The 26,167-nt window shown below is 63.5% G+C and carries 29 protein-coding genes; 17 read left to right on the top strand and 12 right to left on the bottom strand.

The window, feature by feature from the left end; genetic code table 11:
* Window positions 1–85: 85 nt before the first annotated feature.
* Genes FHS98_RS08775 through FHS98_RS08750 form a run of 6 tightly spaced genes read left to right on the top strand, consistent with a single transcriptional unit; the run spans window position 86 to window position 5,077 of the window.
* On the top strand, window positions 86–826 hold the full coding sequence (locus FHS98_RS08775) for a cytochrome c oxidase assembly protein (RefSeq protein WP_167103164.1): 741 nt from the start codon (window positions 86–88) through the stop codon (window positions 824–826).
* Entirely contained in the window at window positions 823–1,788 is a 966-nt protein-coding gene (gene coxB / locus FHS98_RS08770) for a cytochrome c oxidase subunit II (protein ID WP_167103161.1), read from the top strand. Before FHS98_RS08775 ends, coxB begins: the two co-directional genes overlap by 4 nt.
* Before the next feature lie 11 nt (window positions 1,789–1,799).
* Window positions 1,800–3,725 (top strand): cytochrome c oxidase subunit I, encoded by a 1,926-nt coding sequence (gene ctaD / locus FHS98_RS08765; RefSeq protein WP_208402160.1) that lies wholly within the window; start codon window positions 1,800–1,802, stop codon window positions 3,723–3,725.
* On the top strand, window positions 3,718–4,329 hold the full coding sequence (locus tag FHS98_RS08760; RefSeq protein WP_167103155.1) for a cytochrome c oxidase subunit 3: 612 nt from the start codon (window positions 3,718–3,720) through the stop codon (window positions 4,327–4,329). Before ctaD ends, FHS98_RS08760 begins: the two co-directional genes overlap by 8 nt.
* A complete protein-coding gene (locus FHS98_RS08755) occupies window positions 4,326–4,751 on the top strand; it encodes a hypothetical protein (RefSeq protein ID WP_167103152.1) in 426 nt (141 codons plus the stop codon). The genes FHS98_RS08760 and FHS98_RS08755 overlap by 4 nt, the downstream gene beginning before the upstream one ends.
* A complete protein-coding gene (locus FHS98_RS08750) occupies window positions 4,739–5,077 on the top strand; it encodes a c-type cytochrome (RefSeq protein WP_167103149.1) in 339 nt (112 codons plus the stop codon). The genes FHS98_RS08755 and FHS98_RS08750 overlap by 13 nt, the downstream gene beginning before the upstream one ends.
* 45 nt (window positions 5,078–5,122) lie before the next feature.
* Here FHS98_RS08750 and FHS98_RS08745 read toward each other — a convergent pair whose 3' ends face one another.
* Both FHS98_RS08745 and FHS98_RS08740 read right to left on the bottom strand, forming a co-directional pair.
* On the bottom strand, window positions 5,123–5,281 hold the full coding sequence (locus tag FHS98_RS08745; protein ID WP_167103146.1) for a peptide ABC transporter permease: 159 nt from the start codon (window positions 5,279–5,281) through the stop codon (window positions 5,123–5,125).
* A 65-nt stretch (window positions 5,282–5,346) separates the two neighbouring features.
* A complete protein-coding gene (locus FHS98_RS08740; protein ID WP_167103143.1) occupies window positions 5,347–5,559 on the bottom strand; it encodes a hypothetical protein in 213 nt (70 codons plus the stop codon).
* Window positions 5,560–5,795: 236 nt separating this feature from the next.
* Between FHS98_RS08740 and FHS98_RS08735 the strand changes: the two genes are divergently transcribed.
* Window positions 5,796–6,185, top strand: a complete 390-nt coding sequence (locus tag FHS98_RS08735; protein ID WP_167103140.1) for a c-type cytochrome — start codon at window positions 5,796–5,798, stop codon at window positions 6,183–6,185.
* A 9-nt stretch (window positions 6,186–6,194) separates the two neighbouring features.
* Window positions 6,195–6,737: a c-type cytochrome gene (locus FHS98_RS08730; protein ID WP_167103137.1), complete on the top strand. Its 543-nt coding sequence runs from the start codon at window positions 6,195–6,197 to the stop codon at window positions 6,735–6,737.
* A 101-nt stretch (window positions 6,738–6,838) separates the two neighbouring features.
* Here the strand turns inward: FHS98_RS08730 and FHS98_RS18800 are convergent, their stop codons facing one another.
* Window positions 6,839–6,991, bottom strand: a complete 153-nt coding sequence (locus tag FHS98_RS18800; protein WP_243847984.1) for a hypothetical protein — start codon at window positions 6,989–6,991, stop codon at window positions 6,839–6,841.
* On the opposite strand from FHS98_RS18800, the gene FHS98_RS08725 reads away from it, so the two are divergent.
* From FHS98_RS08725 to FHS98_RS08705, 5 genes are all read left to right on the top strand, one after another.
* A complete protein-coding gene (locus FHS98_RS08725; protein WP_243847963.1) occupies window positions 6,923–7,981 on the top strand; it encodes an alpha-hydroxy acid oxidase in 1,059 nt (352 codons plus the stop codon). The two genes, FHS98_RS18800 and FHS98_RS08725, sit on opposite strands and share 69 nt — an antisense overlap.
* Window positions 7,982–8,067: 86 nt before the next feature.
* On the top strand, window positions 8,068–9,855 hold the full coding sequence (locus FHS98_RS08720) for a thiamine pyrophosphate-requiring protein (protein WP_167103134.1): 1,788 nt from the start codon (window positions 8,068–8,070) through the stop codon (window positions 9,853–9,855).
* On the top strand, window positions 9,855–10,670 hold the full coding sequence (locus tag FHS98_RS08715) for a hypothetical protein (protein ID WP_167104157.1): 816 nt from the start codon (window positions 9,855–9,857) through the stop codon (window positions 10,668–10,670). Before FHS98_RS08720 ends, FHS98_RS08715 begins: the two co-directional genes overlap by 1 nt.
* A complete protein-coding gene (locus tag FHS98_RS08710; protein ID WP_167103131.1) occupies window positions 10,663–11,271 on the top strand; it encodes a gluconate 2-dehydrogenase subunit 3 family protein in 609 nt (202 codons plus the stop codon). Before FHS98_RS08715 ends, FHS98_RS08710 begins: the two co-directional genes overlap by 8 nt.
* 70 nt (window positions 11,272–11,341) lie before the next feature.
* Entirely contained in the window at window positions 11,342–12,901 is a 1,560-nt protein-coding gene (locus tag FHS98_RS08705) for a GMC family oxidoreductase (protein ID WP_243847935.1), read from the top strand.
* A gap of 182 nt (window positions 12,902–13,083) precedes the next feature.
* On the opposite strand, the gene ligD is transcribed toward FHS98_RS08705, so the two are convergent.
* The 3 genes from ligD to FHS98_RS08690 form a co-directional block, all read right to left on the bottom strand.
* Complete coding sequence (ligD, locus tag FHS98_RS08700; protein WP_167103125.1) at window positions 13,084–15,585, bottom strand: DNA ligase D; 2,502 nt, start codon at window positions 15,583–15,585, stop codon at window positions 13,084–13,086.
* The gene (gene ku, locus FHS98_RS08695) at window positions 15,585–16,466 is read right to left on the bottom strand and encodes a non-homologous end joining protein Ku (RefSeq protein WP_167103122.1); all 882 of its coding nucleotides are present in this window, start codon (window positions 16,464–16,466) and stop codon (window positions 15,585–15,587) included. The genes ligD and ku overlap by 1 nt, the downstream gene beginning before the upstream one ends.
* 271 nt (window positions 16,467–16,737) lie before the next feature.
* Window positions 16,738–17,715 (bottom strand): GSU2403 family nucleotidyltransferase fold protein, encoded by a 978-nt coding sequence (locus FHS98_RS08690; RefSeq protein ID WP_167103119.1) that lies wholly within the window; start codon window positions 17,713–17,715, stop codon window positions 16,738–16,740.
* A gap of 292 nt (window positions 17,716–18,007) precedes the next feature.
* On the opposite strand from FHS98_RS08690, the gene FHS98_RS08685 reads away from it, so the two are divergent.
* Window positions 18,008–18,523 (top strand): hemerythrin domain-containing protein, encoded by a 516-nt coding sequence (locus FHS98_RS08685; protein WP_167103116.1) that lies wholly within the window; start codon window positions 18,008–18,010, stop codon window positions 18,521–18,523.
* 511 nt (window positions 18,524–19,034) lie between these two features.
* A complete protein-coding gene (locus FHS98_RS08680) occupies window positions 19,035–19,928 on the top strand; it encodes an SDR family oxidoreductase (RefSeq protein ID WP_167103113.1) in 894 nt (297 codons plus the stop codon).
* Between the two features lie 44 nt (window positions 19,929–19,972).
* On the opposite strand, the gene FHS98_RS08675 is transcribed toward FHS98_RS08680, so the two are convergent.
* The 4 genes from FHS98_RS08675 to gntA form a co-directional block, all read right to left on the bottom strand.
* The gene (locus FHS98_RS08675; RefSeq protein WP_208402159.1) at window positions 19,973–21,388 is read right to left on the bottom strand and encodes a UdgX family uracil-DNA binding protein; all 1,416 of its coding nucleotides are present in this window, start codon (window positions 21,386–21,388) and stop codon (window positions 19,973–19,975) included.
* Between the two features lie 32 nt (window positions 21,389–21,420).
* Window positions 21,421–22,671, bottom strand: coding sequence for a putative DNA modification/repair radical SAM protein (locus FHS98_RS08670; RefSeq protein WP_167103110.1), 1,251 nt, complete (start codon window positions 22,669–22,671; stop codon window positions 21,421–21,423).
* Between the two features lie 326 nt (window positions 22,672–22,997).
* The gene (locus FHS98_RS08665; RefSeq protein WP_167103108.1) at window positions 22,998–23,585 is read right to left on the bottom strand and encodes a DUF1989 domain-containing protein; all 588 of its coding nucleotides are present in this window, start codon (window positions 23,583–23,585) and stop codon (window positions 22,998–23,000) included.
* A complete protein-coding gene (gene gntA / locus FHS98_RS08660; RefSeq protein WP_167103105.1) occupies window positions 23,582–24,286 on the bottom strand; it encodes a guanitoxin biosynthesis heme-dependent pre-guanitoxin N-hydroxylase GntA in 705 nt (234 codons plus the stop codon). Before gntA ends, FHS98_RS08665 begins: the two co-directional genes overlap by 4 nt.
* Window positions 24,287–24,418: 132 nt before the next feature.
* Here gntA and FHS98_RS08655 point away from each other — a divergent pair, with 132 nt between their 5' ends.
* Entirely contained in the window at window positions 24,419–24,841 is a 423-nt protein-coding gene (locus FHS98_RS08655) for a low affinity iron permease family protein (protein ID WP_167103102.1), read from the top strand.
* Here FHS98_RS08655 and FHS98_RS19065 read toward each other — a convergent pair.
* Window positions 24,828–25,022, bottom strand: coding sequence for a flavodoxin family protein (locus FHS98_RS19065; protein ID WP_208402158.1), 195 nt, complete (start codon window positions 25,020–25,022; stop codon window positions 24,828–24,830). The genes FHS98_RS08655 and FHS98_RS19065 overlap by 14 nt on opposite strands.
* 48 nt (window positions 25,023–25,070) lie before the next feature.
* Between FHS98_RS19065 and FHS98_RS19060 the strand changes: the two genes are divergently transcribed.
* Window positions 25,071–25,607: an SDR family oxidoreductase gene (locus tag FHS98_RS19060; protein WP_208402157.1), complete on the top strand. Its 537-nt coding sequence runs from the start codon at window positions 25,071–25,073 to the stop codon at window positions 25,605–25,607.
* A gap of 206 nt (window positions 25,608–25,813) precedes the next feature.
* Here FHS98_RS19060 and FHS98_RS08640 read toward each other — a convergent pair whose 3' ends face one another.
* Complete coding sequence (locus FHS98_RS08640) at window positions 25,814–26,053, bottom strand: tyrosine-type recombinase/integrase (RefSeq protein ID WP_243847962.1); 240 nt, start codon at window positions 26,051–26,053, stop codon at window positions 25,814–25,816.
* Window positions 26,054–26,167 lie beyond the last annotated feature (114 nt).

Here is a 26,167-nt window from a genome sequence, read left to right as displayed (position 1 = left end):
CTCTTGAAAATGTCAGCCTCCCGGAACCATCTGGGCGGGCTGCGGTTTGCCTGTCAGTAAAAAAAGTGGATGGCAGGGGAAGCTGATGGCCTATGGGGTTCCCTATTGCGGGGCGCCACCCATGCCGGGTGATCTGGCGGGCCGCTTCAACGGCGATCCTGTTCTCATGGCCGCGCTGCTCCTGCTCACTCTGCTGCATGCACGGATGCTGCGGGGCGACAACCAGCGTGTCTCGCTCGCACTTGTCGGATGGATCATGGCGGCTGGTGCTTTCCTATCGCCGCTCTGCGCCCTGTCCGTCTCGCTTTTCTCGGCGCGAGTCGGCCAGCACATGATCCTGATCCTGATCGCGGCACCGCTGATCGGCCTTGCCACACCGCCCCGCTGGGAACGGCCGGGGCATCTCTGGCCCGCCACGCTCGCCTTCATGGCCGCGCTGTGGTTCTGGCATATGCCGACGCCCTATACGGCGACCTTCTGGTCCACGACCCTCTACTGGACGATGCACGCCACCCTGTTCGGATCGGCGATCTGGCTGTGGAGCGTGCTGCTTTCCCATCCGCCCCGGCTGGCCGCGAGCGCGCTGGCAGCCGGCACGATCAGTTCGATGCAGATGGGACTGCTCGGCGCGATCCTGACGCTGTCGGGCCACGCGATGTTCGTACCGCATTATTTCACCGCCTCGGCCTGGGGCTTCACGCCGCTCAGCGACCAGCAACTGGGCGGCGCTCTGATGTGGGTGCCGGGCTGCCTGCTGTTCCTGATCGTGGGGCTGCGCTCGATGGCGATGCTGTGGCGCGCCCTGGAACCCGCGCGGCTGGCATGAGTGCAACGCCGCTCGACTATCTCTTCTCCAGCGCCGGACGGCGCGCCGACGTCACGCTTCCGCTCACATGGTTCATGCTGATCGTCTCGGTGGTGGTGTGCCTTGTCGTCGCGGGCTTGTTGCTCGGCAGCCTGCGCGGCGCGAAAGGCGGCGGCGCGGCGGAAACGGCGGCCGAACCCGTCCGGCGCGATCATGCCGGCGGTCTGCGCTGGATCACCATCGGTCTTGCGATTTCGTCCGTCCCGCTGCTTATCTCCCTGATCTGGACGATGGCGGCGCTCGCGCAGGTCGCGGGGCCACCACGGCGGCCGGAGATGACCATCGACGTGACCGCGCACCAATGGTGGTGGGAGGCGGATTATCACGGCACCGAACCCGCCGACAGCTTCGTGACCGCCAACGAAATCCATATTCCCGTCGGCGTACCGGTGGAGATCCGGCTGCGCGGTGGGGACGTCATCCACAGCTTCTGGGTGCCGCAACTCGCAGGGAAGACCGACACCATTCCCGGCCAACAGAACATTGCCTGGCTGGAGGCCCGCCGCCCCGGCATCTTCCGCGGTCAATGCGCCGAATATTGCGGCGCCGAACATGCCAAGATGGGCTTCGAGGTGGTCGCCCAGCCGATGGCCGAGTTCCAGCGCTGGCGGCAAGACCAGCTTCAGCCTGCGCCGCCACCGGCAACGCAGGCCCAACGACAGGGATACGCACTCACCATGGCCAGATGCGGGCTCTGCCATGCCATCCGGGGAACCAGCGCCACCGCCCGCGGCGGCCCCGATCTCACCCACCTCATGAGCCGGCGCCTGATCGCTGCCGCGATGCTCCCCAACAATCCCGGCGCGCTGGGTGGCTGGATTCAGGATCCGCAAGGCGTGAAGCCCGGAGCGCTGATGCCCGCCCAGCATCTTTCGGGCGAACAGCTCACCGATGTCATCGCTTATCTGGAGACGCTGCAATGAGGCCTGCGGCGATGCGAACCCCGGACATCGGCGCCGTCACCGACGCGCTGCGGACCCGCCTCCACGCCATCTGGGAGACGGAGCCCGGCTGGCGCGGCTGGCTCTCGACGGTCGACCACAAGGAAATCGGCCTGCGCTATATCGTCACGGCCTTCCTGATGCTGATAATCGGAGGGATCGAAGCGCTGGTGATCCGCCTCCAACTGGCCGGCCCGGACCTGCGGCTACTGACGCCGGAGCAATATGACCAGTTCTTCACGATGCACGGGATGACGATGATCTTCCTCTATGCATCGCCCATCCTCTCCGGCTTCTCCAACTATCTCTGGCCGCTGCTGCTCGGCAGCCGGGACATGGCCTTTCCTCGCCTCAATGCCTTCAGCTACTGGGTCTATCTGGCGGCCGCGATCTTTCTCTACAGCGGCTTCGTCGTCGGCGCCGGGCCGGACGACGGCTGGTTCAACTATGTCCCCTATGCGGAGCGCAATTACAGCCCCGGCCCCAATCAGGACATTTATGCGCTGGGCATGATGCTGCTCGGCATCTCCACCACCGTCGGCGCGGCCAATTTCATCGTCACCGCCTTCAAGATGCGGGCGCCGGGCATGGCCATCAACCGGCTGCCCATCCTCATCTGGGGGACGCTCACTGCCTCGGTTGCGAACCTGATCGTCGTGCCGGCGGTGAGCCTCGCCTTCTTCCTGCTGTGGATGGACCGGCAGTTCGGCACCGGCTTCTTCCAGCCCGCGCTCGGCGGACAGCCGCTGCTCTGGCAGCATCTGTTCTGGCTGTTCGGCCACCCGTGGGTCTATGCGATCGTTCTGCCGGCGATGGGGATGGTCTCGGACGGCCTGCCCGTCTTCTGCCGCCGGCCGCTCGCCGGCTATTCGCTGGTGGCACTCTCCACCGTGGCCACGATGATCCTGGGCTTCGGCGTGTGGGTCCACCACATGTTCGCGACCGGCCTGCCCGCCCTGTCGCTGAGCTTCTTCTCGGGGGCGTCGATCATAATCACGGTGCCGAGCGCGGTGGCCGTCTTTGCGTGGCTGGCGACGATCTGGACGGGACGGCCGGTCATCACCACCGCTTTCCTGTTCTACGCCAGCATGATCCTGCTGTTCGTGATTGGCGGCGTTTCGGGTTTCATGACGGCCAGCGTTCCGGCTGACTGGCAGCTCACCGACACTTATTTCGTCGTCGCGCACATCCATTATGTGCTGATCGGGATCAACGTCTTCCCGGTCGTCGGGGCGACCTATTTCTGGTTTCCGAAGATGAGCGGGCGCTTCCTCGACGAGCGGCTGGGCCGTTGGAATTTCTGGACGATGTTCCTCGGCTTCAACCTCGGCTTCCTGCCGATGCACCTGACCGGCCTGCTGGGGATGCCGCGCCGGATTTGGACCTATTCCGACGGCATGGGCTGGGACGGGCTCAACCTCATCACCACCATCGGCAGCTTCCTCTTCGCGGCGGGCGTGCTGATCTTCTTCGTCAATGTGGCAAAAAGCCTGCGATCGGGCGCGCCGGCCAATGACAATCCGTGGGACGCGCCGACACTGGAATGGTCCATCCCCTCTCCGCCACCGCCCTATAATTTCGCGGTGATCCCGACGATCGCCTCCCGCCATCCGCTCTGGGAGAACCGCCTTCAGGAAAGCCGCGCACGCTCGACGCTCGACCGCGGCATGACGCTCGATCATGGCAAGGAAACGCTCACCACCACCCCGATGGATGCCGAGCCCGAACGCATCGTGGAAATGCCCGAGGACAGTTACGCCCCGCTGCTCCTTACCGCCGGGCTGGCAACGTTGTTCGCTGGGCTCGCGCTAAAGGCATGGCCGATCGCCGGCACGAGCGGGCTGCTGGTGTTCGCAGCCCTGCTCTTCTGGCTCTGGCCTCGCCGCCAGCTTCTCGAACGGGCGCCGGCCCATGGCTGAGGCCGCGCTCGCCCGCCCCGGCCCGCTGCCGGTCGGCCCGATCGGGCGCGCGGGGCTGGGCTTCTGGGGCGTGGCCATGCTGGTCGCCTCCGAGGCGGCGCTGTTCAGCTATCTGCTGTTTTCCTATTATTATCTCTGCGCGACGGCACCCGCCGGCTGGGTGCTGGAGCCGGCGCCCAAGATGATCCCCGGCCTGCCCAACACGCTGCTGCTCCTCTCGTCCAGCTTCGTCGCCTGGTGGGGCGAAAAGGGCGTGGAGAAAGGCGACCGGCGGCGCGCGCTGATCGGCTTCGGCACGACCTTCGTGATGGGCACGATCTTCGCGGGCGTGCAGGTCCATGAATGGGCCGGCAAGGCGTTCGGCCCCACCACAAACGGCTATGCCTCGCTCTATTTCACCACCACGGGCCTCCACATGGCGCATGTGGTGGTGGGCCTCATCATCCTGCTCTGCCTGTTCGGCTGGACGGCGCTCGACTTCTTCTCGCCGCGCCGCCGGATCGCCGTGTCCGCCGGCATTCTCTACTGGCATTTCGTGGACATCGTGTGGCTGTTCGTGTTCACGACCTATTATCTGACGCCCTATCTGGGGTTCGGCACGTGAGCACCCTCAGCCACCATCCCGCGCCGAAGGGCAACCGGCTCTCGACGGCACGGACGGGCTTTCTCCTCGTCACGGGGCCGCTCGCCTGGCTCGCCCAGATCTGCATCGGAGACAGCCTGCTCAGTTGGCCCTGCTTCCCGCTCGACACGCGACTGGAAGCGCCAGTGCCCGGCTATGATGGCACGAGGGTCATCGCGCTGGTTCTGCTGCTGCTCTGCGCGGCCTTGGCAGCCGCCTCGGGGATGGCCGCGTGGCGGACGCTGCGCGCGGTGATGGACGAGACCGAGGACGATCATGTCCATATCGGTCGCGGGCGGACGCGCTTCATCGCGATGTGGGGAATGATCCTTGGCTTTGGCTTCACGATCGCGACGCTCGTGACGCTCGCCGGTCTCGCGCTGGTGCCGCGATGCGTCGGCTGATCCCGCTCTGCGCGGCGCTGGCGTTCACCGCCTGCCATGATGGACATCGCCACGACGAGGCGAAGGCCTTGATCGCGGCGAAGTGCGGTGCGTGCCATGTCGTGCCGGGCGTGCGAACGGCAATCGGCCGTGTCGGCCCCTCGCTTACCGGCTTCGCGCGACGGCAGGTGATCGCGGGCCGCTTTACCAATAACCGGCAGATGCTGATCCGATGGCTGCTCCATCCGCAAATGCTTCAACCGGGTGGTGCCATGCCCGACACTGGTCTCACCCCGCCGCAGGCCGCCCGGATCGCCGACTATCTTCAAACACTCGACAAACGCTGATCCCCACTCGCATCGCGGTGGCGATGGGCCTCGGCATCGTATCGATCAGAATTTGATGCCTGCAAAACCTGCCAGAAATAAAACAATGACCATCCCCGCAAGGCCGGCGATAAACACCCAACGCCTGATGCGGCTCCGCAGGATGATCTCGCCTCCGCGCGCTTCGTTGCCGGTGAAATGCACCGGCACTTTCTCATCCGTCATCGCGCTTTCTCCCGAATCCGCCGCTGGAACAACGCGTCGGACTGCCGAATGTGTCGGGTAGTTCATCATTCGCCGGGCATATCCACATCTTCGTTGGGTGTCTCGCGCTCATAGAGGCGAATAACCAGCGTGTAGGCGGCAACCGACAGGGCGCCCACGAAGAACATGCCCAATCCGCCGAACGCGGCCCCGAGTGCGAGGATCATGAACAGATAGAGCCCCCGCGGCACGGACGCCATCTGCTGCAAGATCAGCGGCGTGATGATCTGCACCTGCACGATCCGCACTGGGTGTCGAGCAATCTGCCAGCGCCCCCCCAATTCTTTCCGCAACAGGCGGACAACGAAAGCAATTTGGGCGATGTTCCGATCCGGGAGACGGGCAGACGGGAGGAACCGCCGCTTTCTCCTTTCGTTTCACTGATACATCATTCCACGCGCGCCCCGTTTCGGCAGCCGATCTGCGTCGGTGGCATGAGTGGGTTTCGCGCCGCTTTGCGGAGGCTGCTCCATCCATGCATGGCGCACAAAATCGACTTTCTGGGCCAACAGGCGCTACCCGTGCGGTAGGACTGATCGGCCTGCTGATGCTCGTGGGATGCGGCAATGCCAGGCCGGGGCCAACAAGCAATCCGGCACGAGGCAAGCTTGTGATTAATCGTCATGCCTGCGGCTCCTGCCATTGGATCGCCGGCGTCGCTGAAGCGAACGGCACTGTTGGGCCACCCCTCTCCCACTTCGGGTCGCAACAGATGATCGCCGGCGCGCTGCCCAATTCGCCGGACAATCTCACCCGCTACCTGCTGTCCCCAGAATCGGTGGTGAAAGGCAATGTCATGCCCAACCAGCATCTGACCGGCGGCGACGCGCGCGATGCTGCCGCCTATCTCCTGACACTTCGGTGAAGCGGACCGATGCGTTGGCATAAACTCGACCGCTTTCTCCCCGGCTGGATCGCCGGTCTGCTGACCGTCGGCGTCGTCGGCGCGATCATCGGGCTCTGCGTCATTTTCGGAGGACTGTACGATACGCGCGCGAGCACGCCCCACGCGCCGATTGTGGCATGGGCCGTTCACACCACGATGATCCACTCGACCGCGCGGCTGGCAGATGCATCGCGGACGCCCAAGCCCGTGACGCCGGAAGCCCTGCTGGCCGGCGCACGCGAATATCATCGGCATTGTCTCGCCTGTCATGGCGGCCCCGGCATGGCCCGCGCTCCCTGGGCCAGCGCGATGCTGCCGACGCCCCCTTTCCTGATCGATGCCCCCGCGCGGTGGAGCCACGCGGAGCTTTACACGATCATTCACGACGGCGTGAAGATGACCGCCATGCCCGCCTGGGGCGAGATCGACAGCGACGATCAAGTGGCCAATGTGGTCGCTTTCGTCGAGGCGCTGCCTCGTCTGACGCCCGAGCAGTTCGGCAAACTCCAGACGCAGGCAGCGAGGCCATGAACACTTCCCCGGCTATCCCCGCCGTATCCGTGGCGCAGATGCACGGCTCGCCGCGCCGCCGATATTATACTGGCCGCCATCTCGATCGGGTTCACGCCATTTCAGATCTGCGCGCGCGGACGCACAAACTGATGCCACGCTTCGTTCTGGAATATCTCGAAGGCGGCGCCGGCGAGGAAGCGACGTTGCGACGCGAGCGTGAGGCGTTCGCGGAATGGCGCTATAGGCCGCACACGCTGGTCGATGAGAGCCATCGCAGCCTCAAGCGCCCGCTGCTCGGGCGCGAAGCCGCGATGCCGCTCGCCATCGCACCGACGGGGCTGAACGGCCTCTTCATGCGTCACGCCGACATGGCCTTGGCCCGCGCGGCGGCCCAGTTTGGCGTGCCCTTCACGCAAAGTACCATGTCCAACGACCGCATGGAGGATGTCGCCTCCATCGCAGGTCTGCGCCACTGGTGGCAGCTCTATGTCTTCGGCGGCGAGGAGATTTGGCAGGAACTGCTTCGCCGGGCCGAAAGCTGCGGCTGCGAGGCGCTCGTACTTACCACCAACTCGCAGATCTTCGGCGATCGCGAATGGGACAGCCGGACGCGCGCCACCCGATCCCGCCCTTCTCTCGCGACCTTGATCGACGCCGCCTGCCATCCCCGTTGGTGCGCGAGCGCTCTATCCCACGGGATGCCAAGGTTCGCCAATGTGATCGACTTCGTTCCGAAAGACCGGCGCGGATTCTTCGAGAGCGCATTCTGGATTCGGGAGCAGATGCCACGCAGCCTGTCATGGAATGACATCGCGAAAATCCGCGATCGCTGGAAGCGCCCCTTCTTCATCAAGGGAATTCTCCACCCGGACGATGTTCGTCAGGCCCTCGATCATGGCGTGGACGGGATCATCCTCGGCAGCCATGGTGGTCGGCAAATGGACTGGGCGATCTCCGCGCTCGATATGCTTCGCGAGGCCCGCGAGATCATTGGCGATCGCGTGACGCTGCTGATGTCGGGCGGTATCCGCCATGGCACGGACATGCTCAAGGCACTTGCGCTCGGCGCAGACGGCGTGCTGACGGGACGAGCCACACTCTACGGCCTTTGCGCGGATGGTGAAGATGGCGTCTATCGCGCGCTCGATATCCTCAAAGAGCAGGCGATGAACGAACTTGGGCAACTTGGCGTGCCTTCGATCGATGCGCTTGGCCCGGACATCCTGCGCCACATGCATGCTCCCCCTTTTCCGCAAGTCTAACCCCGCAAGGGAACGGGCAGGCTCGCGATCCGTTACCCCATCACTCGGACATTGCTGGACATTTTAACGCAAGGGAGGCGCGCGTCATGGCGCAGACCGTTGGCGATTTCTTCTGGGAGCGGCTTCACCAATGGGGTGTCAGGCGCATCTTCGGCTATCCCGGCGACGGCATCAACGGACTGCTCGGCGCGCTCGATCGGGCGGGCGACAAGTTCGAGTTCGTACAGGTGCGTCATGAGGAGATGGCCGCCTTCATGGCCTCCGCCCACGCCAAGTTCACGGGCGAGCTTGGCGTCTGCCTAGCGACCTCCGGCCCCGGCGCGGCTCACCTTCTCACTGGGCTTTACGACGCCCGGCTGGACCATATGCCGGTGCTCGCAATTGCCGGACAGCAGGCGCGCACCGCCATTGGCGCGCATTATCAGCAGGAACTGGACCTCGGCGCCATGTTCAAGGACGTGGCCGGCGCCTTCACCGGCTATGCGACCGTCCCCGCGCAGGTCCGCCATCTGACCGACCGCGCCGTGCGGATCGCGCTGGGCGAGCGACGGGTGACGGCGTTGATCTTTCCCAACGATCTTCAGGAACTGGAGATGGAGCAACCGCCGCGCAAACATGGCGCGGTCTTCTCGGGCGTCGGCTGGTCCGCGCCGCGCGTCATGCCGATGGACGCCGATCTCCGCAGGGCGGCCGATGTGCTCAACAGCGGCAAGAAGGTCGCCATGCTGGTCGGCGCGGGCGCGAAGGGCGCGGCCGATCAGGTGATCGCCGTCGCCGATCGGCTGGGCGCGGGCTGCGCGAAGGCTCTGCTCGGCAAGCAGGTGGTGCCCGATACGCTGCCCTGGGTGACGGGTTCGATCGGGATGCTCGGCACCAAACCCAGCTATCGCATGATGATGGAGTGCGACACGCTGCTCATGCTCGGCTCGGGCTTCCCCTATTCCGAATTCCTTCCCCATGAAGGGCAGGCGCGCGGCGTTCAGGTCGATCTCGATCCGGGGATGCTCTCGATACGCTATCCCATGGAGGTCAATCTTTGCGGCGACGTTACCGCCACGCTCGAAGCGTTGCTTCCGCTACTGGCCGCAAAACCCGACAATGGATGGCGCGACACGATTGCCGGCTGGAAGCAGGAATGGGAGCAGACGCTCGAAGATCGCGCGATGGCGCCGGCCCACCCGGTCAATCCGCAACGCATATTCCGTGAACTGAGTCCCCGGCTTCCCGACAATTGCATCCTCACCAGCGACAGTGGAAGTTGCGCGAACTGGTATGCGCGCGATATCGTCATGCGCCGCGGCATGATGGGCTCGCTGTCCGGCGGACTAGCCTCAATGGGCGCGGGCGTACCCTATGCCATCGCCGCGAAATTCGCTTATCCCGAGCGGCCCGTCATCGCCAGCGTCGGCGATGGCGCGATGCAAATGAACAATATGGCGGAGCTCATCACCGTCTCCAAATATTGGCAGAAATGGGAGGATCCGCGCTTCATCGTGGTGGTGCTGAACAACCAGGATCTCAATCAGGTCACCTGGGAACAGCGAGTCATGGAGGGCAACCCCAAGTTTGAGGCGACGCAGACGCTGCCCGATGTCCCCTATCATCGCTTCGCGGAGTTGATTGGTCTCAAAGGCTTGTTCGTGGACGATCCCGACCGGCTGGCTTCCGCATGGGACGAAGCGCTCGCCGCCGACCGGCCGGTGGTGCTGGAAGTGAAGACTGACCCCGAAGTGCCGCCGCTCCCGCCGCACATCACGCTCGATCAGGCCCGCAAATTCACCTCGATGCTGGCCAAAGGCGATCCGGACGAGACAAGCGTCATCAAGGGCAGCGCGCGCCAGCTCTTCTCCCATCTTCTGGGAGCGGGGGATTGATGGAGGACGTGCCAAGCCGGAACCTGGTCGCCAGCCTTGTCGCAGCCGGCGCGGCAACGCTCGCCTCCTCGGTGCTCGCGGACAGCGCGCTGGAACATTATCGCGGCTCCTTCCGCAATCCGGCGATGGTGCTGCCGCTGGCGGCGGCCGGCCTTGGCATCGTGGTGAATGCCGGCCGGGCACTTGGCCGCGATGAGGGGCGATCGATCGGCATTTCCTCTCACGTCGGCTCAATGGGGGTGGGCGCGACGGGCCTTGGCTTTCACGCCTACAATATCCTCAAGCGCCCGACGGCGGGCGGCATGAACGGGTTGTTCTACGCGGCGCCGGCAGGCGCACCCGCGGCGCTGATACTGTCCGGGCTATTGGGGCGGACCGCCGACACACTACGCGCCCGTCCGGCGGAGCAACGCGACGCGATCGGACGCCCGCTCGCGGTGATCTGTGCGGTCGGTTTGCTAGGCACGGTCGCGGAAGCGGGGCTACTCCATTTCCGGGGAGCGTACCATAACCCCTTCATGTGGCTACCGATCGTGCTTCCTCCGATGGCTGCCACCGCACTCGCGCGCGATGCTGCAAGCGGAAGCGCGCATCCCATGACGCAGATGTTGCTCGGCGCGACCGTCGCGCTCGGACTCGTGGGCGTCGGCTTCCACATATACGGCGTCGCCCGCAACATGGGCGGGTGGCGGAACTGGCGACAGAATATCCTCGCCGGCCCTCCCGTGCCCGCGCCACCCGCCTTTACCGGGCTCGCGCTGGCGGGGCTGGGCGCTCTGCTGCTCCTGCGCCAACGAAAGGAGCACCATGGCTGATCGCTATCCCGATTATGATGTGCTCGCCAAGAGCGACACGCTGAGCTGGAATCCCGTCACCAGAAAGGTGATCGCCGAGCGCATGGCAACGGCCGAGCCGGACATCCTCTCGCCGGAGCAACATGCAACACTGCGCCGGCTGATCGAACGGATCGTGCCGCAGCCGGATAATCGCCCACCCGTCAACACCGTGGCGTTGCTGCTCCACAGGATCATGGCGAACCGGCCGGACGGCTATCGCCATCACCGCCTCCCCCCGCTGCGCGAGGCGTGGACCATCGGTCTCGCCGCCATCGACGCGGAGGCGCAGGCCCGACACGGCCAGCCCTTCGCCCTGCTCTCCAATCGCGAGGCAGACGATCTGCTGCGCGCCATCGAGGCCAGCGAGACACAGGCCGAGGCCTGGCAGGATTTTCCCCCGGCCCTCTTCTGGTCGTGGCGGCTGATCCCGGACATCGTGAGCGCCTATTATGCCCATCCCTCGGCGTGGAGCGCGATGGGCTTCGGCGGCCCCGCCTCGCCGCGTGGCTATGTCCGGCTTCTCGCCAATCGGCGCGACCCGTGGGAAGCGCGCGAAGAAGGCAACCATCATGGGGCCTGATCCCGAGCGGGTGCCCCGCGCGATCCATGGTCGCGCGCCAGATGTTTTTACGCCCGGAGGCTGGGTTCCGATGCGCAGCTACTCCGAGACGGAGGCGGTCGATTTCGTCATCGTAGGGACCGGTGCCGGAGGCGGCACACTCGCCGCCCGTCTGGCGGAGGCGGGCTTCTCCGTCATCGCGATGGATGCCGGCCCCTATTGGCGGCCACTGGAGGATTTCGCCTCCGACGAAACCCATCAAGAAAAGCTCTACTGGACCGATGAACGCATCGTCGATGGCGAGCATCCGATCAAGCTCGGCTCCAACAATTCGGGCAAGTCGGTGGGCGGATCGACGGTCCATTTCGCGATGGTCTCGCTCCGCTTTCGGCCGGAGCATTTCAAGGCGCGCACCAAGCTCGGCTATGGCGCGGACTGGCCCGTCGATTGGCGGGAGATGTGGCGCTATTACGCCGAAGTCGAGGATGCGCTGAAGATCGCCGGGCCGGTGCGCTATCCATGGGGGCCGCATCGGGGGCGCTACCCCTATCGCGCCCATCCCCTGAACGCCGCCGCCGAATATCTCGCGCGTGGCGCCGAAGCGCTCGGTATCGACTGGACGGAGACGCCGCTGGCCACTTTGTCGGCACCGCGTGGAAAGGCACATCCCTGCGTCTATCGCGGGTTTTGTGTCACCGGCTGCTCCACCAACGCCAAGCAGTCCGTGCTGGTGACATGGCTGCCCCGCGCGCTGGCGGCCGGCGCAGAAATCCGCGATCTGGCGATGGTCGGGCAGATCGAGACGAAGAATGGCCGCGTCACAGGTGTGCAGTATCACCGCGAGGGCGAATGGCGCTTTCAGCCCGCGCGCAACGTGATCGTCGCAGGCTATGCGATTGAGACGCCAAGGTTGCTCCTGAACTCCGCCAACGGCGAATTTCCGAATGGTCTCGCTAATTCCTCAGGCCTTGTCGGCAAGAACCTGATGGTTCAGCTCAATCAGGCCGTATGGGGCATAGTGGAGGACGAGGTGCGCTCCTACAAGGGGCCACCCAGCCTCGCGATCTCCGAGCATTGGAATTACGAGGATCGCGGCAAGGATTATTTCGGCGGCTGGAGCTATATGAGCCAGGGGCCGCTCCCGATCACATGGGCCAGGACGCTGTCCGGCGGACGTGGTCTTTGGGGTCAGGCGCTCATCGACGAGATGGCGCGCGTCAATCATTCGGTGGGTCTCAAGATGGTCGGCGAAGTGTTGCCTGACGAACGCAATCGCGTCACGCTCGCCGACGAGTGCGATCAATACGGCCTTCGCATTCCTCGCGTGACTTTCGCGTTCAGGGACAATGAGAAGGCCATGATCCGCCACGCGCTGGACTTCATGGACCAAAGCCTCGCAGCTACCGGGGCAACCGAGCGCTGGCAGGAATCTGACGACACTTGCCACCTGAACGGCACAGCCCGAATGGGCAACGATCCGGCGACCAGCGTTGTTAACTCTGACTGCCGAAGCTGGGATATTCCCAATCTCTGGATCTGCGATGGATCAATTTTCCCCACTGTCGGCGGGGTCAATCCGTCGCTTACCATACAAGCCATGGCGTGCAGAACGGCCGATCGCATCCTGCTGGCAAACCACGAGGCCAGCTAGCCCACCCCTTTTCCGGTCGCCGCCTGTCGATGGGCGCGGACGATGGTTCCGTCGATTACCGGATACCGGTTGTCGCGGTCGGCGGTTAGCGTGTCGAACACCTGCTCCCTTATGGGGCAGGGCGCGCTCCCGCCATTGCAGGATGTGGGCCATCTGGTAGGGCGGTCGCTTGAGTTAGAAGCTCACAGATTGGGCAGCGATTGATCCGCTTCGCCCCAACCGGTGAGCGCCTTCCCGCTCGCGCGCCGGGCGAGTTGCTCCCAGTCCTTCGTGGTAAAAGGCCGCGCATCTTCCAGCCTTTCCAGTTCCGCCCATGTGATCGGTGCGGCCACACTCGCCACCTCGCGGGCGCGAGCCGAGTAAGGCAGCACGGCCGTCGCACCCCGCTCGTTGCGCAACCAGTCGATGAAGATGCGGTTCTTCCGCTCGGCCTTGCGCATATTGGCCGTGAAGCGGCTGGGATGCGCCTCCGCAACCGCGCGCGCGAAACGCGATGCGAAGTCCTTGACCGCCGGCCAGTCCGCCTTGCCGTCCAGGGGCACGATGACATGCACGCCCTTGCCGCCTGAAGCCATCGGGAAGCTCGCCAGCCCCATCTCACCCAGCAGATCGCGCAGTTGCATGGCGGCGCGGCGGACTTCAGCGAAGTCGAGCCCCTCCTCGGGATCGAGGTCGAAGACCATCCGATCAGGATGCTCGACATCGGCGGCGGGGGCGCCCCACCCGTGAAACTCGATCGTCCCCATCTGAACGCAGGTGAGCAGGCCCTCGCCATCATTGACGACGAGATAGTCCTCGGTCTTGCCGCTCTTCTCGCGGATCGGGACAGTATCGACACGCCCGCCAAAGCTGCCGGCGTCATGCTTCTGAAAGAAACAGTGACGCGCGCGGCCCTGCGGGCAGCGGACGAGGCTCACGGGTCGCCCGGCGAGCCAGAGCAGCAGCGGATCGGCAAGCTTCGCATAATAAGCCGCGAGGTCGCCCTTGGTCGTGCCGTCGCCGGGAAAGACGACGCGGTCGGGATGGGTGATCGCAATGCCGAAGAGATTGACGTCCTCGGGCGCAACGGCAGTTTCGGGGACGACCTCCGCCGCCTCCTTGTCCTCGCGCAGGCCGATGAAACTCGCGTGGCGGACAGCCCCGTCTGCCGTGAGTTCAGCGAAAGCCACCTCTGCGACCAGCTTCGGCGACACCCATGTTACGCCCCGCGCGGCGGCCTTCGGCAGTTCGGCGGCCGGCGTCTTGCGGGCAAGCGGGCGGAGCTTCGCCATCAGCCGCTCGCGCGCTTCGGCAGCGAAGCCTGTGCCGACACGGCCCGCATAGTGGAGCCGGCCGCCCTCATTCAGCCCGAGCACCAGGCTGCGCAGACCACGCCCCTTCTTGTCGCTCTCCAGATAGCCGAGGATCACGAACTCTTGCCGGCGCGTGCATTTGACCTTGAGCCAGTTGCGCGTCCGCGTGCCGCGGTACGGCGCGTCGGCACGCTTGGAGACGATGCCCTCATAGCCGCCCTTGCACAGCTTCCCGAACAGGGCCTCGCCCGAACCGGTGATATGCTCGGCGACGTGGATCGGTTCGCGCGCATCGGCAAGGAGGGCCGCGAGGCGCGCCTTGCGCTCCGCATTGCCGAACTTCGTCATATCCCTGCCATCCTCTTCCAGCAGGTCGAAGGCGAAGTAGTGCAGATCGCCCCTGCCCTCCTGCAAGGCGTTCTGAAGGGCGGAAAAGCTGGGCTGGCCCTCCTTGTCGAGTGCCACCACCTCGCCGTCGATCAACGCTGAGCCGAGGCCAAGCGCGGCCACAGCCTCGGCGATCGGCCGGAAGCGATCCGACCAGTCGAGCCCGTTGCGCGTGTAGGCCCGCACCTCGCCGCCCGAGACGGCGATCAGCGCGCGATAACCGTCATATTTAACCTCATGCAGCCAGTCCGATCCGGATGGCACATGATCGACCAGGGTCGCGAGCTGCACATCGCGGAACGCCGGGAGCTTGCCTTTCTTCTTCTCCGCCTTGGGCTTGGGGGGCATCCTGCCGGGTGCGTTGGCGGCCGCCCGATCGGACTTGGCTCTCTTCGAATCCGAGTGCCACACTGGGCCATCGCCTTGAGCAATCTCGGCCATGTTCCGCCCGGTCTCGACGCTGGTGAGGCCGGCGTCGACCAGCCCACCCGATGCGCCGGCATGGGCATCCTCGATCTTGCGGAGCAGCCAGTTTTCCCGCTTCTCGCCCGGACGGGGTTTCATCCGGACGAGAAGCCATTCGCCCTTCATCCGTTCACCGTGGAGGATGACATGGATATGGCCTTCATCGATCGTTCTGGTCGGATCCTTCCCGCCAACCGCCTCCCACGTTCCCTTGTCCCAAAGCATCACTGTGCCGCCGCCATATTCTCCTTTGGGGATCGTCCCTTCGAAACCCGCATAGGACATGGGGTGATCCTCGGTGCGCACCGCGAGACGCTTGTCATTCGGATCGAGGCTCGGGCCGCGCGTCACCGCCCAGCTCTTGAGAACGCCATCCATCTCCAGCCGGAAATCCCAGTGGAGCCGCGTGGCATCGTGCTTCTGGACGATGAAGAGACGGCCGGTGTCGCGGTGCCGCACGCCTTTTGGCTCCGCGGTCTTGGTAAAATCGCGCTTGGCGTTGTAGGCTTCGAGCGGATCGGGCTTGCGGGCTCTGGCCATCACGCGCGCTTCCGGGTTGTGCCCGGCTTCCTCGCGGGCGCCTTGCGGGTAGCGGCCTTTCTCGTGGCGGGCTTCGGCTTGGCATCGCGGGCCGGCTTGTCGAGGGACTTTTTCAACGCCGCCATCAGGTCGATCACATTGGAACCGCGCGAGGGCGCCCGCTCCTCAACGTCGAGGCTGACCTTGCCTGTCCTGGACTTGCGCTTGCGGGCGATCAGGTCGCGTAGCGCATCGACATAGCGGTCGTGGAAGCTCGCCGCGTCGAAGCTGCCGGATTTCTTTTCGATCAGCGAGGTGGCGAGATCGAGCAGATCCTCGTCCGGCCTAGTATCGCCGATGTCACGGAAATAGCTCGCCGCCTTGTTGACTTCGTCGGCGTAGCGCAGTGTTTCCAGTACCATGCCGCGCCCGCATGGCTTCAGGCTCACCACATATTCGCGGCCGCGCAGCGCCAATTGCCCGAGCCCCACCTTCTTCGCCCGCCTGAGCGCCTCGCGCAGAACGATGAAGGCTTCCTCCGCCAGATCGTCGGCGGGGACGACATAATAGGGTTTCTCGTAATAGATGGCGTCGATATCGCCAATGTCGACGAACTGGGTGAGTTCCAGTGTCTTCTTGCTCTCCAGCTTGACGCCCTCGATCTCCTTCTCGTCGAGCAGCACATATTCGCCGCGCTCGATCTCGAAGCCCTTCATGATCTCTTCCGGGTCGACCGGGCCGATGCCGTCGACCACCTTCTCATAATGGATGCGCTTGCCCGAAGGCTCGTGAATCTGGCGGAAGGAGACGCTCGCACCGCTTTTGGTGGCCGCATAGATCTCGACCGGGATCGATACGAGGGCGAGGCGAATCTGGCCTTGCCAATAGGCGCGCGCGGGCATCTGCGGACCTCCGAGCATATCGCGTATCAATCCGGCTGGCCGGCGTCGGTTCCGCGTCGACCAAGAGGGCGATTGCTTGTGTGCGGAAGGGTGCTTGCTATCGCCAGATTTGAGCGAAGGGCTTCTTCGGGGCCACCGAAGATCGCTTTGGACAGCAGCCATGGCTGACCTGCAACCGGTTCCGTGGGTACTTGGATTAGCGGGTTTCAAAACCAGCGGCAGCACACTCAATCCTAAGCGGGACACCGGCCGATTAGCAGTTGTTCAGAACTCATATCTGAATGCCGATCTCATCCAGGGATCTTGCGATCGGTTCGGCCCAGCCGGCACGCCCCTTCCCCCGAGCATCGACCAGCGTGTCCTCGATAGCAAAGCGGTCATAGGCAAGAAGGGCGTCAATCAACGCCCGAGCCTGATCGAGATCCTTCGACCGTTTATGGCGATTGGCGGGATCGCGACGCTGAGCCAAAATGAGCTTGTGAACAGCGAACTTCGCCGGTTGGGGCACCTGCAACGCGATGCCCGAACCCCATAGTGCGACTGTGGGTATTGGCTCCCTGATCAGCCAGTCGAGATATTGAAGCGGTGCCGCACCCGCCCCTAAAGCTTTCAGCGGTATCGGGTTTTGATCCAACCGGCTTCGCGTAGGTGTCAGAAGATCGACCAGATAGCCCTCGGCGTTACGGAAGCGGGATGACGGTTGGCGCGGATCAAGCTGTGGAATGCCTTCATAGGTCGCATCGGCACGACGCAGGACGTCTTCCATTCGCTCCGGCGGGTCTGCGGTCAGCGCCATCTGTGCCGTGGCCAGATCAAGATCGCCCGTCATCAGCGTCGGCGCGGGAAGCCGGCTGCCAACCAAGGGTTCGAACATCATGTAGGCGCCGGTCCCCACCAGAACGGCCCCCTGCTTGAACAGGCCTGCAAATGCGATGGCGTCGAGAGCCGCACCGAGCGCCCGGTCAGGACCGGCGAGCTTGTGCCCTTTGAGCATCGATACGATTTCACGACGGCGTCTTGCCAACTCACCGCCCCTTCGGAGCGACGCAGCCTGCGCTTCCGCCTCCGGATCGCCGGACTTGCCGATGAACCGATCCAGCCGATCCCGACCGACCGGGAGCTTAGCGTAGATATATTCGATGCCGTCGCGTTGCCGCGTATAGACCGAGCCGGCCAACGGCGCCGTATCGACCTGCTGCACGAGGTCGGCGAACATCGTTCGGATGGACGGTTGAAGGGCCATGCTCATTGTACAGACGGGTTTACCACATCTGTCTGTACATTCAATGTACAGACAGATCCTAATTTTTCGTCTGTACAGACGTGCAGCGCCTCCTCCGATAACTCAGGGAAACCTGGAAACTGTCACGGGGCCTCCACACTGGCCACGAAACGCAACCAGCGAAGCTACAGCCAGCCATCGACGGGTCTGCCTATTGCTCTGGATTAAGTTTTTATATCAGTCACTTGAGAGTCTTGCGCAGTAGGAACGGATTGCGCCCGCGCGCTTTGGTGTCGGAAGCGCTAGGGAGGACCAGATCATGGCGGACCAGTCGTTCACCGATGCCATCGCGCTGCTCAAGGCCGATCATCGAACCGTTGAAGACCTGTTCGAGCAATTTCAGGCAGCGAAAGCGGGAAACCGGAAAAAGACGATAACGCGCCAGATTTGCGTCGAGCTCAAGATTCACACGTTGCTCGAGGAGGAGATCTTCTACCCGGCCTTTCGCGGCAAGATCGAGGACGACACGCTCGATGAGGCCTATGTCGAGCATGACGGGGCAAAGGTGCTGATCAACGACATTGAGGCATCGGCTCCAGAGACAGACTTCTTCGACGCGAAGGTCAAGGTGCTGTCGGAGGAGATCAAGCATCATGTCCACGAGGAGGAGATGCCGGCCAAGGGGATGTTCTCACAGTGCCGCCAGACCGACGTGGACTTGGTTTCGCTCCGGGACCAGATGCTGGCTCGCAAGCAGCAGTTGTTGGCCCAAGACAAGGCCGATGGCCTGCCGCCTGCAGAGCCGAAGGCCGTCAATCTCGCACCTGCGAATTGAAGCGATCCGGTGCAGCCCAGCCGAAACGGGCGCGCGGGGTAATCGGCACGATTTGCGTCCGATGGGGCACGCATCTCGCTGCCGCTGCTGCGCAGCGTTCGGCAAGAGCCAAAAATCCGCCCGGAAGTGGCCGAAGTATTGAGAGGGGCCTGAAGGGCACCACGATTGCGTATGTGCGAGGGTCTCCATCGATCGCATCACGTTGATTAACTTCGGTTAGATCCCAACGAAATTCGAAACACGCCGGAACGGCGGCCTCTCGGATCGGTTCAGTCAGTCTGACCCGATGGAGAGATGTCATGCCGCGCCCCTCCACCGATAGATGAGGCGGAGTCCGATCCGCGCAGCCTGTTGGTGCCGAAGGACGCGGTCGTAAGTGATCGCCCCTAACATCGCGACTGGCTGCCGGGCAGCAGGAGCAGGGGACGCCGCAACCCAACCAACCACCGAATTGTCGCTCCAGCCAAGGCTGAACAGAGGCTGACACTCAGAATCGCCGGAGGAAAGCATCATGACGGACCGTCTGACCAAGCAGGACCCGCGCACCCAATATCCACGCCCGCCCTTCCTCGAGCAACCGCAAGCCGCCCCCGGCCTCGCCCGCGAGATGAACCCTAGGCCCGATCATGGCGAAACGAGCTACAAGGGCTCGGGCAAGCTCGTCGGGCGCAAGGCGCTCGTCACCGGTGGCGACAGCGGCATCGGGCGCGCCGCCGCCATCGCCTTCGCGCGCGAAGGTGCCGACGTCGCCATCTCCTATTTGCCCGACGAGGAGCCGGACGCGCAGGAGGTGATGAAGCTGATTGAGGACGATGGCCGCCAGGCCGTGGCACTCCCCGGCGACATCACCGACGAGACGTGGTGCCGCCGCTTGGTCGAGCAGGCCATAGCCGGGCTGGGAGGCCTCGACATCCTCGTCGTCAACGCCGGTCGTCAGCAATTCCGCAAAAGCGTCGAGGAGGTCTCATCCAAGGATTTCGACCGGACGCTCAAGACCAATCTCTATGCCTTGCACTGGATCGTTCAGGCAGCCGTCCCCCATCTCGAGGCCGGCGCGTCGATCATCACGACCGCCTCAATCCAGGCCTATGAACCGTCCGCCATCCTGTTGGACTATGCGACCACCAAGGCCGGTATCGTCGCCTACACGCAGGCGCTCGCCAAACAGCTTATCCAGCGCGGCGTCCGCGCCAATATCGTCGCGCCCGGACCCGTCTGGACCGTACTCCAGCCGAGCGGAGGTCAGCCGCAGGAGAAGGTGCAAAAGTTCGGCCAGGCAAGCGCCTTCGGCCGACCGGGGCAACCTGTTGAACTGGCGAGTGTCTATGTGCTGCTGGCAAGCCAGGAGGCGAGCTACATCAATGGCGAAGTCTATGGCGTGACCGGCGGCGCCGGTGTCGCCTGACCGCGAGGAGAGCGACACGGAAAACCCGTCCATGGATCTCGATCCTAGAGCGCCGTTATTCTATCCTTGAGTGCGGTGAGATCAGCGACGAATCTCGAATATTCCTCAGCCCGCCGCGTTTCATCGGGTATCCGTAGCAGGAAGCTCGGATGCACCGTCACCCACGCTTCGCTCTCATCATCAAGAAGGATGGGCTGGCCCCGGCTCCGGGTGATGGTGACGGGACGGTCCAGCAGAGCCTGCGCGGCACTGGCGCCCAATGCCATGATGAAACGTGGGCGGACGATCGACCGCTCCTGATCCAACCACCAGCGGCAGGCGCTGATCTCACCGTTGTTGGGCTTGGCATGCAGACGCCGCTTACCGCGCGGCTCGAATTTGAAATGCTTCACGGCGTTGGTGACATAGGCGTTGGCGCGATCGATGCCGGCTTCGGCCAGCGCACGATCAAGTATTTTGCCTGCCGGGCCGACAAAGGGATGGCCGGCCAGATCCTCCTGATCACCGGGCTGTTCGCCCACCAGCATGAGGTGCGCATCCGCCGGGCCTTCTCCGAACACAGTCTGTGTCGCCGGTTTCCAGAGCGGACAGCGGTGGCAGCACAGCGCCTCCTCGCGCAAGGCCTCAAGCGCCGCGCGCCCATCGCCTAAGGGACGGATCCGGGCCGCCTCGACCATATTTTTCTCCCGCGCTTCAGCACCCGCGATCAGGCTGGGGATCAACGCGGTTTCGGGCATGTTTTTCCAATATTTCCGAGGCATCTCTTTCAGCATCGTCCCGATCTTGAGCCGGGCGGGATTGAAGATGGAGGCGTAATAGCTCTTCCAGACGGCCTCTACCGGATCGTCGCCGGCAGCTTCACTGCGGTGGGCGCCCGGCCCCTCGTGCAGCGTCGCGCCATCCCAATGCAGCGACCCACGCGGTGTAAGGATCGACCACCGCATCGTGGCGAAGCGACGAACGAAAAAGCCGGCATTGGCGCGCAGGATATGATGCTCGGGTTCAAACCACGCGATATAGCGAGGCGTACGGTCCGCCTCGATCACTTCACGGAAGCGGAGAAAGGCGCGCATCTTGTGAATGTCGCGACGCACGGCCGCCGCCATGCCCGAGATCCGTCGCAGGGACGGATCGGCTTCATCCCCCATCAGTGCGGGGTGATCGCGCAGGCGCAACAACAGCGCGTAGAGTTGCGCGAAACGCGAGGGATCGACATGCAAAATCGCATCGCTCGCGACATCAATGAAACGACGCGGCACCGCAAAATCGTCGGCTGGAGCGACGGGAGGAAGAGGTGCGGAATTGATACTGGCTGCAAACAGGTCGGTCGTGGCTTCGCCCGGCTGCCAGTGCAGATGTTCAGCAGGAATGCCGGCAAGGGCCGCGCTGCGCGCCGCGCTGCGCCAGCCCTCGAAATCATCCTCTGCGGCGAGGCGGACCACCCGCACGATCTTCTCCATCCCGGTGAGGCAGCCTGCACGCTCCGCGCGGATCAGGCGCCAAAAAGCTCCATCTGTTCCGCACGCGGCTTTGAACGCAGCGCCACCTCCTCCTGATCCGCCAGCTTCACCGGGCGCCAGTCCTCTGCGATGAGGAAAGGGCGGAGCTTCGCGATCGAGCGCGACAGCCGGGCAATGTCCGCCAGTCGCAGCCGACGCCATTGACGCGACGCAAGGATACGATCGACCGCTTTTACGCCGAGCCCCGGCACGCGCAGCAACGCCTCACGCGGGGCGCGATTGACGTCGACCGGAAAACGATCGCGAAACCGCAGCGCCCAGGCCAGTTTAGGGTCCATGTCGAGCGGCAACATGCCGGTGACCGGATCGGCCGCCGCCGCAACCTCGCGCGGTTCATACCCGTAGAAGCGCATCATCCAATCAGACTGATAAAGCCGGTGCTCGCGCATCAGCGGAGGACGCTGGAGCGGCAGCACTGCACTGGCATCCGGGATCGGACTGAACGCCGAATAATAGACACGGCGAAGGCGGTAGCGATCGTAGAGCGTGCTGGCGCGACCGACGATATCGCGATCGGTGGAGGCATCCGCCCCGACGATCATCTGGGTGGATTGTCCTGCCGGCGCAAAATCTGGGGCAGATCGGTAGCGCCGGCGCGCATCCTGCCCGCTCTCGATCGACGAGCGTAGCGCACTCATCGCATGCTCGATCCGCGGCGCGGACTTTTCGGGGGCGAGGCGAGCGAGCCCGGCCTCCGTCGGCAATTCGATGTTGATCGAGAGCCTGTCGGCATGGCGGCCGGCCTGCTCGATCAGCGCAGGATCCGCATCGGGAATGGTTTTGAGGTGAATATAGCCCCGGAAGCCATGATCTTCGCGCAGCGATCGAGCGACTTCAACCAACTGCTCCATCGTATAATCCGAAGAGCCTATAATGCCCGAGGACAGGAACAGGCCTTCGATATAATTGCGCCTGTAAAAGGACAGCGTCAGGTCTACGACTTCTTTTGCCGTGAAGCGTGCCCGCCGCACGTTCGAGCTCTTGCGGTTGATGCAATAGTGGCAGTCGAAGATACAGCTGTTGGTCAGCAGGATCTTGAGCAGCGAGATGCAGCGGCCATCGGGCGCATAGGCGTGGCAGATGCCCATGCCCTCCGTCGATCCGATGCCCGACGTGCGTCCGGCGGATGATCGAACGGCGGTACCCGACGACGCGCAGGACGCATCATATTTGGCCGCGTCCGCGAGGATCGACAATTTCGCACGGAGATCGAGATGACTCATATGTTCACTATACGTTCCAGGTCCGGGACTTACAATCCCCATGGGACAACAGCGGCGAGCACACACCCTTCCAAAGATCGGCAACGCTCGACAGCCATCACGACCGAGCTCCTTTTCCCGCATTTTTTGGGGGGAGCCATGGGATTGCTCTTCGGCCCTTTGCTTTTCATTGGCTCGACAGGAGGCCGACCGGCAAAGAGCGGAAAGTGGTCAGCTCGGGTGACAGCAGCTCCGGCCTCCCCGCGAGCACCGCCAGCGCGCTAATCTCCATTGAAGATGGCTTGATCCTCGCCTGCGCGACGAGCCGTGTGCGCTGCTACGCCAGCTCATTCAATTCGGTAATCGATCGGCTTGAACGTTCCTCCATTTGAGTCGTAGGCCGAGCAAGCGGTAAGGCCGATGATCAGATCCATGCCCGCTTCAAAACGGACATGGTCGCCTGCCCTGCTAAGCGGTGGAAGCACGCGCAACTTTCCTGTGTCTGCGTCGACCGGCACATTCATGAAGCAGTTGAACGCTCCCGGTATCTGGTCGGCCTGAATGCCATATGGCTCGAGCGCCGCCGTGAGATTTCCAAAACAGCCCCGATGGGGCGGCTTGTCAGGATAAAAGTGGCGAAAGGTATCGATGGAACAGGGTGTCAGCAGGAAATCATGCCGACCGACGCTATCCTCGACGATGTCGAGCATTGCCTGCGATCGATTGGAATACAGCGTGTCGCCAGTCGACAGATAAATCCTCTCTGCATAATCCAGCGTCCGACCGGACGAAATCGCCTCGCGCGTATCTGCGGCATTGAAAGCGACAAGATCTGCGACCTGCTGGCCCAGCGGATCAATCACGACCAGAAATTGCCCTTTTCTAAGCGTGAAGGCCGTGCCACTTCGTTCGGGGATGCGAGAGAGGGGGTTCATTGGCCACCATTGTAGCGAAAGGGACATCGCCAGTTCGCCGACACCGTCCGCCCGGAATATTGGCACGCCTCGCTCGATTCACCGTGACGAGCCAGCATGGGATTACGCGATCCGGCCAGCGCCTCGTCACGGATCATGATCTTTTCGCGTATCCCTTCATATTTCCCCTGAGCCCGTAGCGTCTCGAACTGCGCATGAAGGTTGAAGATCATCGCCGGGCGGGCGAAGCGGCGAGCCGGACGGCTGGCGCGAGGATGGAGGCCAACCACGAAAAATGCCTCTCCTCCAAAGGAGAGAGAGAAATGCGGATCCTCCGGATCATGGCTCACCGTGTCGTCATAATTCTGTCCCCGCCACACGTCCTTGTCGGACATGGATTGAATTCGGCTCCAGATTGCCTGTTCGAATTCCGCTTCCGACATAGTGACCGGCCCTTCGAAAACGACGGCAAGGCTGCGATACAAGCCTGGGTCGGCGCGATATTCGCCCGCGAAGCTCAGCAGCCGGTCATGGATGCGCAAATCGTCCCATCCGCTCGCAAGGTCGCGGGCCACGAGGACTTTCAGCATGCCGCGCGCCAGCGCCGCCTTGGCCCCTACGCAAGGGAAGCTCGTGTCGGCAATATGGTCATGCAATCGCCGGGTCAAAGCAGCTTCGAACCTTGACCTACACGGAAAGAGCGACGGGATGATCTTAGACATAAACGTTTGAACCCCTTGGAGTTCGTACCGTTCCGCGACCAAGCAGTGCAGGGCCGCCCCCCCATTTTACCTGCGGAGCCAAATGCCGCCGCCACCGTTACGGCGGCACAGTTTGCGCATGCCGGAGGATCTATGGACCGCCTCTTCACCCAAATCGCAGGCCGCATCGCGGCCTTTGCAGGCCGACCCATTGCGTTCATTCTCGCTTTGAGCCTGATCATCGTCTGGGGTGTATCAGGCCCGGTGTTCGATTATTCCGACACATGGCAACTGGTCGTGAACACGGCGACGACCATCGTAACCTTCTTGATGGTGTTCCTGATCCAGAATAGTCAGAACCGCGATGGTGCTGCGATGCAGGCCAAGCTTGACGAACTGCTTCGATCGGTCGATCGCGCACGCGAAGAATTCATCGCGATTGAACATCTTACCGACAAACAGATCGAGGATATTCGTGCTGCGCTCGAGAAAGACTGCGAGCTCCATCCTGATCGGTTTAGCGATAAAGGCCGAACGGTTCACGGAAGCGTCGACCTTCTGCTCAAACGATATTGAGCGTCGAAGACTGTGCCTGCCGAATATGCAGCCCATAGCTCGGCTTCCGCCCCTGACCATCGGTCTCTTCCAGGAAGGCATCCATCCGCTCCATCACCCGCTTGACGATGCTGCCTGCCGAGCCCATCCAGATCAGAGTACCGAGGATCAGTACGTCGGCCGCGAGGATTTTGCGGCGCACCTGGGCCAGTCGTCGCCCTCGCCTTCGTCCGACGTCACACCTGCCTTGATGTTCAGCGCCGCGGTGCGGATCGTCTCCTCGACCGTCGCGCCCTTCGCCTCGAACGCGGCCTTGAGAACAGCGATCATGGCGTCGGTGGAGCTTTCGCCACGGACCTTGCCGGGCACCACCGAAACCGAGTTCTTCGACCGAGCGGAGTTGGGTGACACCAGCGTCGGCACCACCAAGAAAGACGACCCCGCCAGGGTCGCAAAGGACGGCTGGACGCACATGATGAAGGACGGCGGCGACATCGTCTCGGGCTGGAAGAACAAGATGCAGGCCGCCGCCGCTCATGTGCTGCCGCACGGGCTCACGGCTCCGATGCATGAGGATATAGCCGAGCCGGGGTCGGGAGAGCGTTCCAGTCATGCCCCTCATTCTCCAACTCGACACGCAGCGCTTCACCATTCCCTCGAAGGGGACACCCGCTTTAGTCAGCCGCCGGGCGAGATCCGCGGTTTGGTCGAACCGTACATTGCGATCGTCGTCGCCCTGGATCATCCCGACGTGAGGAGCCTCGGCACCCCGCCCGCGCCCGGCTGAAGACGATGTGCGTCCCGTCCAGCGACCACACGGGATCATCGTCCCGCCCTATCGAGGGCGCGAGATAGACGAAAGGACGCGCAGCATCTGCAGAGACGGCGATGACATGTCCCCGGTCTTTTAATGAGCGGCGTTGGAGGAGGAGCGCATCAGGGGCGTGGTGGCTGCCAGCCCCTGCAAGACTGGCAGCAAGGATGTTTGATGGCTCAGGAAAGCTTCAACACGGCCGCCTTCATATGCGTGGTGTCGAGGGCTGCGTAGCGCTGGACCATGCGGAGCGATTTCCATCCACCAAGGCGCATGATGGTCAGAAGATCGATGCCTGCCATGACACAATGGCTCGCCCAGTGGTGACGCCAGTCGTGGACCGTGAAGTTGGCAACCCCTGCCCGGTCACACGCGTTGACATGGGCATTCTTGAGCGGATTCCCGCCCTGAACAGGCAGGTCTCGCGTATCCGTGTAGGTGTGGATCAGCGTGGAAAAAGGACCCCGTTAGCGGGGTGATAGGCGTCGAAAGGGGACCCCTCATCCCGTTGGTCTAGGCACGCGCGCTTGGCG

This window comes from Sphingomonas oligoaromativorans (assembly GCF_011762195.1).
GTDB classification, from domain to species: Bacteria; Pseudomonadota; Alphaproteobacteria; order Sphingomonadales; family Sphingomonadaceae; genus Solisphingomonas; species Solisphingomonas oligoaromativorans.
This window is presented reverse-complemented; position numbering and strand designations above follow the sequence as displayed.

Coding starts and splice junctions, on each gene's coding strand:
- FHS98_RS08710 (WP_167103131.1), top strand. CDS start 10,663: ATGGCTGATCGCTATCCCGATTATGATGTGCTCGCCAAGAGCGACACG.
- FHS98_RS08685 (WP_167103116.1), top strand. CDS start 18,008: ATGGCGGACCAGTCGTTCACCGATGCCATCGCGCTGCTCAAGGCCGAT.
- FHS98_RS19060 (WP_208402157.1), top strand. CDS start 25,071: ATGTTCAGCGCCGCGGTGCGGATCGTCTCCTCGACCGTCGCGCCCTTC.
- gntA (WP_167103105.1), bottom strand. CDS start 24,286: ATGTCTAAGATCATCCCGTCGCTCTTTCCGTGTAGGTCAAGGTTCGAA.
- FHS98_RS08730 (WP_167103137.1), top strand. CDS start 6,195: ATGCGTTGGCATAAACTCGACCGCTTTCTCCCCGGCTGGATCGCCGGT.
- FHS98_RS08665 (WP_167103108.1), bottom strand. CDS start 23,585: ATGAACCCCCTCTCTCGCATCCCCGAACGAAGTGGCACGGCCTTCACG.
- FHS98_RS18800 (WP_243847984.1), bottom strand. CDS start 6,991: ATGGCTCTCATCGACCAGCGTGTGCGGCCTATAGCGCCATTCCGCGAA.
- coxB (WP_167103161.1), top strand. CDS start 823: ATGAGTGCAACGCCGCTCGACTATCTCTTCTCCAGCGCCGGACGGCGC.
- FHS98_RS08670 (WP_167103110.1), bottom strand. CDS start 22,671: ATGAGTCATCTCGATCTCCGTGCGAAATTGTCGATCCTCGCGGACGCG.
- ligD (WP_167103125.1), bottom strand. CDS start 15,585: ATGGCCAGAGCCCGCAAGCCCGATCCGCTCGAAGCCTACAACGCCAAG.
- FHS98_RS08680 (WP_167103113.1), top strand. CDS start 19,035: ATGACGGACCGTCTGACCAAGCAGGACCCGCGCACCCAATATCCACGC.
- FHS98_RS08705 (WP_243847935.1), top strand. CDS start 11,342: ATGCGCAGCTACTCCGAGACGGAGGCGGTCGATTTCGTCATCGTAGGG.
- FHS98_RS08735 (WP_167103140.1), top strand. CDS start 5,796: ATGCATGGCGCACAAAATCGACTTTCTGGGCCAACAGGCGCTACCCGT.
- FHS98_RS08760 (WP_167103155.1), top strand. CDS start 3,718: ATGGCTGAGGCCGCGCTCGCCCGCCCCGGCCCGCTGCCGGTCGGCCCG.
- FHS98_RS08655 (WP_167103102.1), top strand. CDS start 24,419: ATGGACCGCCTCTTCACCCAAATCGCAGGCCGCATCGCGGCCTTTGCA.
- FHS98_RS08720 (WP_167103134.1), top strand. CDS start 8,068: ATGGCGCAGACCGTTGGCGATTTCTTCTGGGAGCGGCTTCACCAATGG.
- FHS98_RS08750 (WP_167103149.1), top strand. CDS start 4,739: ATGCGTCGGCTGATCCCGCTCTGCGCGGCGCTGGCGTTCACCGCCTGC.
- FHS98_RS08675 (WP_208402159.1), bottom strand. CDS start 21,388: ATGGAGAAGATCGTGCGGGTGGTCCGCCTCGCCGCAGAGGATGATTTC.
- FHS98_RS08715 (WP_167104157.1), top strand. CDS start 9,855: ATGGAGGACGTGCCAAGCCGGAACCTGGTCGCCAGCCTTGTCGCAGCC.
- ku (WP_167103122.1), bottom strand. CDS start 16,466: ATGCCCGCGCGCGCCTATTGGCAAGGCCAGATTCGCCTCGCCCTCGTA.
- FHS98_RS08690 (WP_167103119.1), bottom strand. CDS start 17,715: ATGAGCATGGCCCTTCAACCGTCCATCCGAACGATGTTCGCCGACCTC.
- FHS98_RS08745 (WP_167103146.1), bottom strand. CDS start 5,281: ATGACGGATGAGAAAGTGCCGGTGCATTTCACCGGCAACGAAGCGCGC.
- FHS98_RS08775 (WP_167103164.1), top strand. CDS start 86: ATGGCCTATGGGGTTCCCTATTGCGGGGCGCCACCCATGCCGGGTGAT.
- ctaD (WP_208402160.1), top strand. CDS start 1,800: ATGCGAACCCCGGACATCGGCGCCGTCACCGACGCGCTGCGGACCCGC.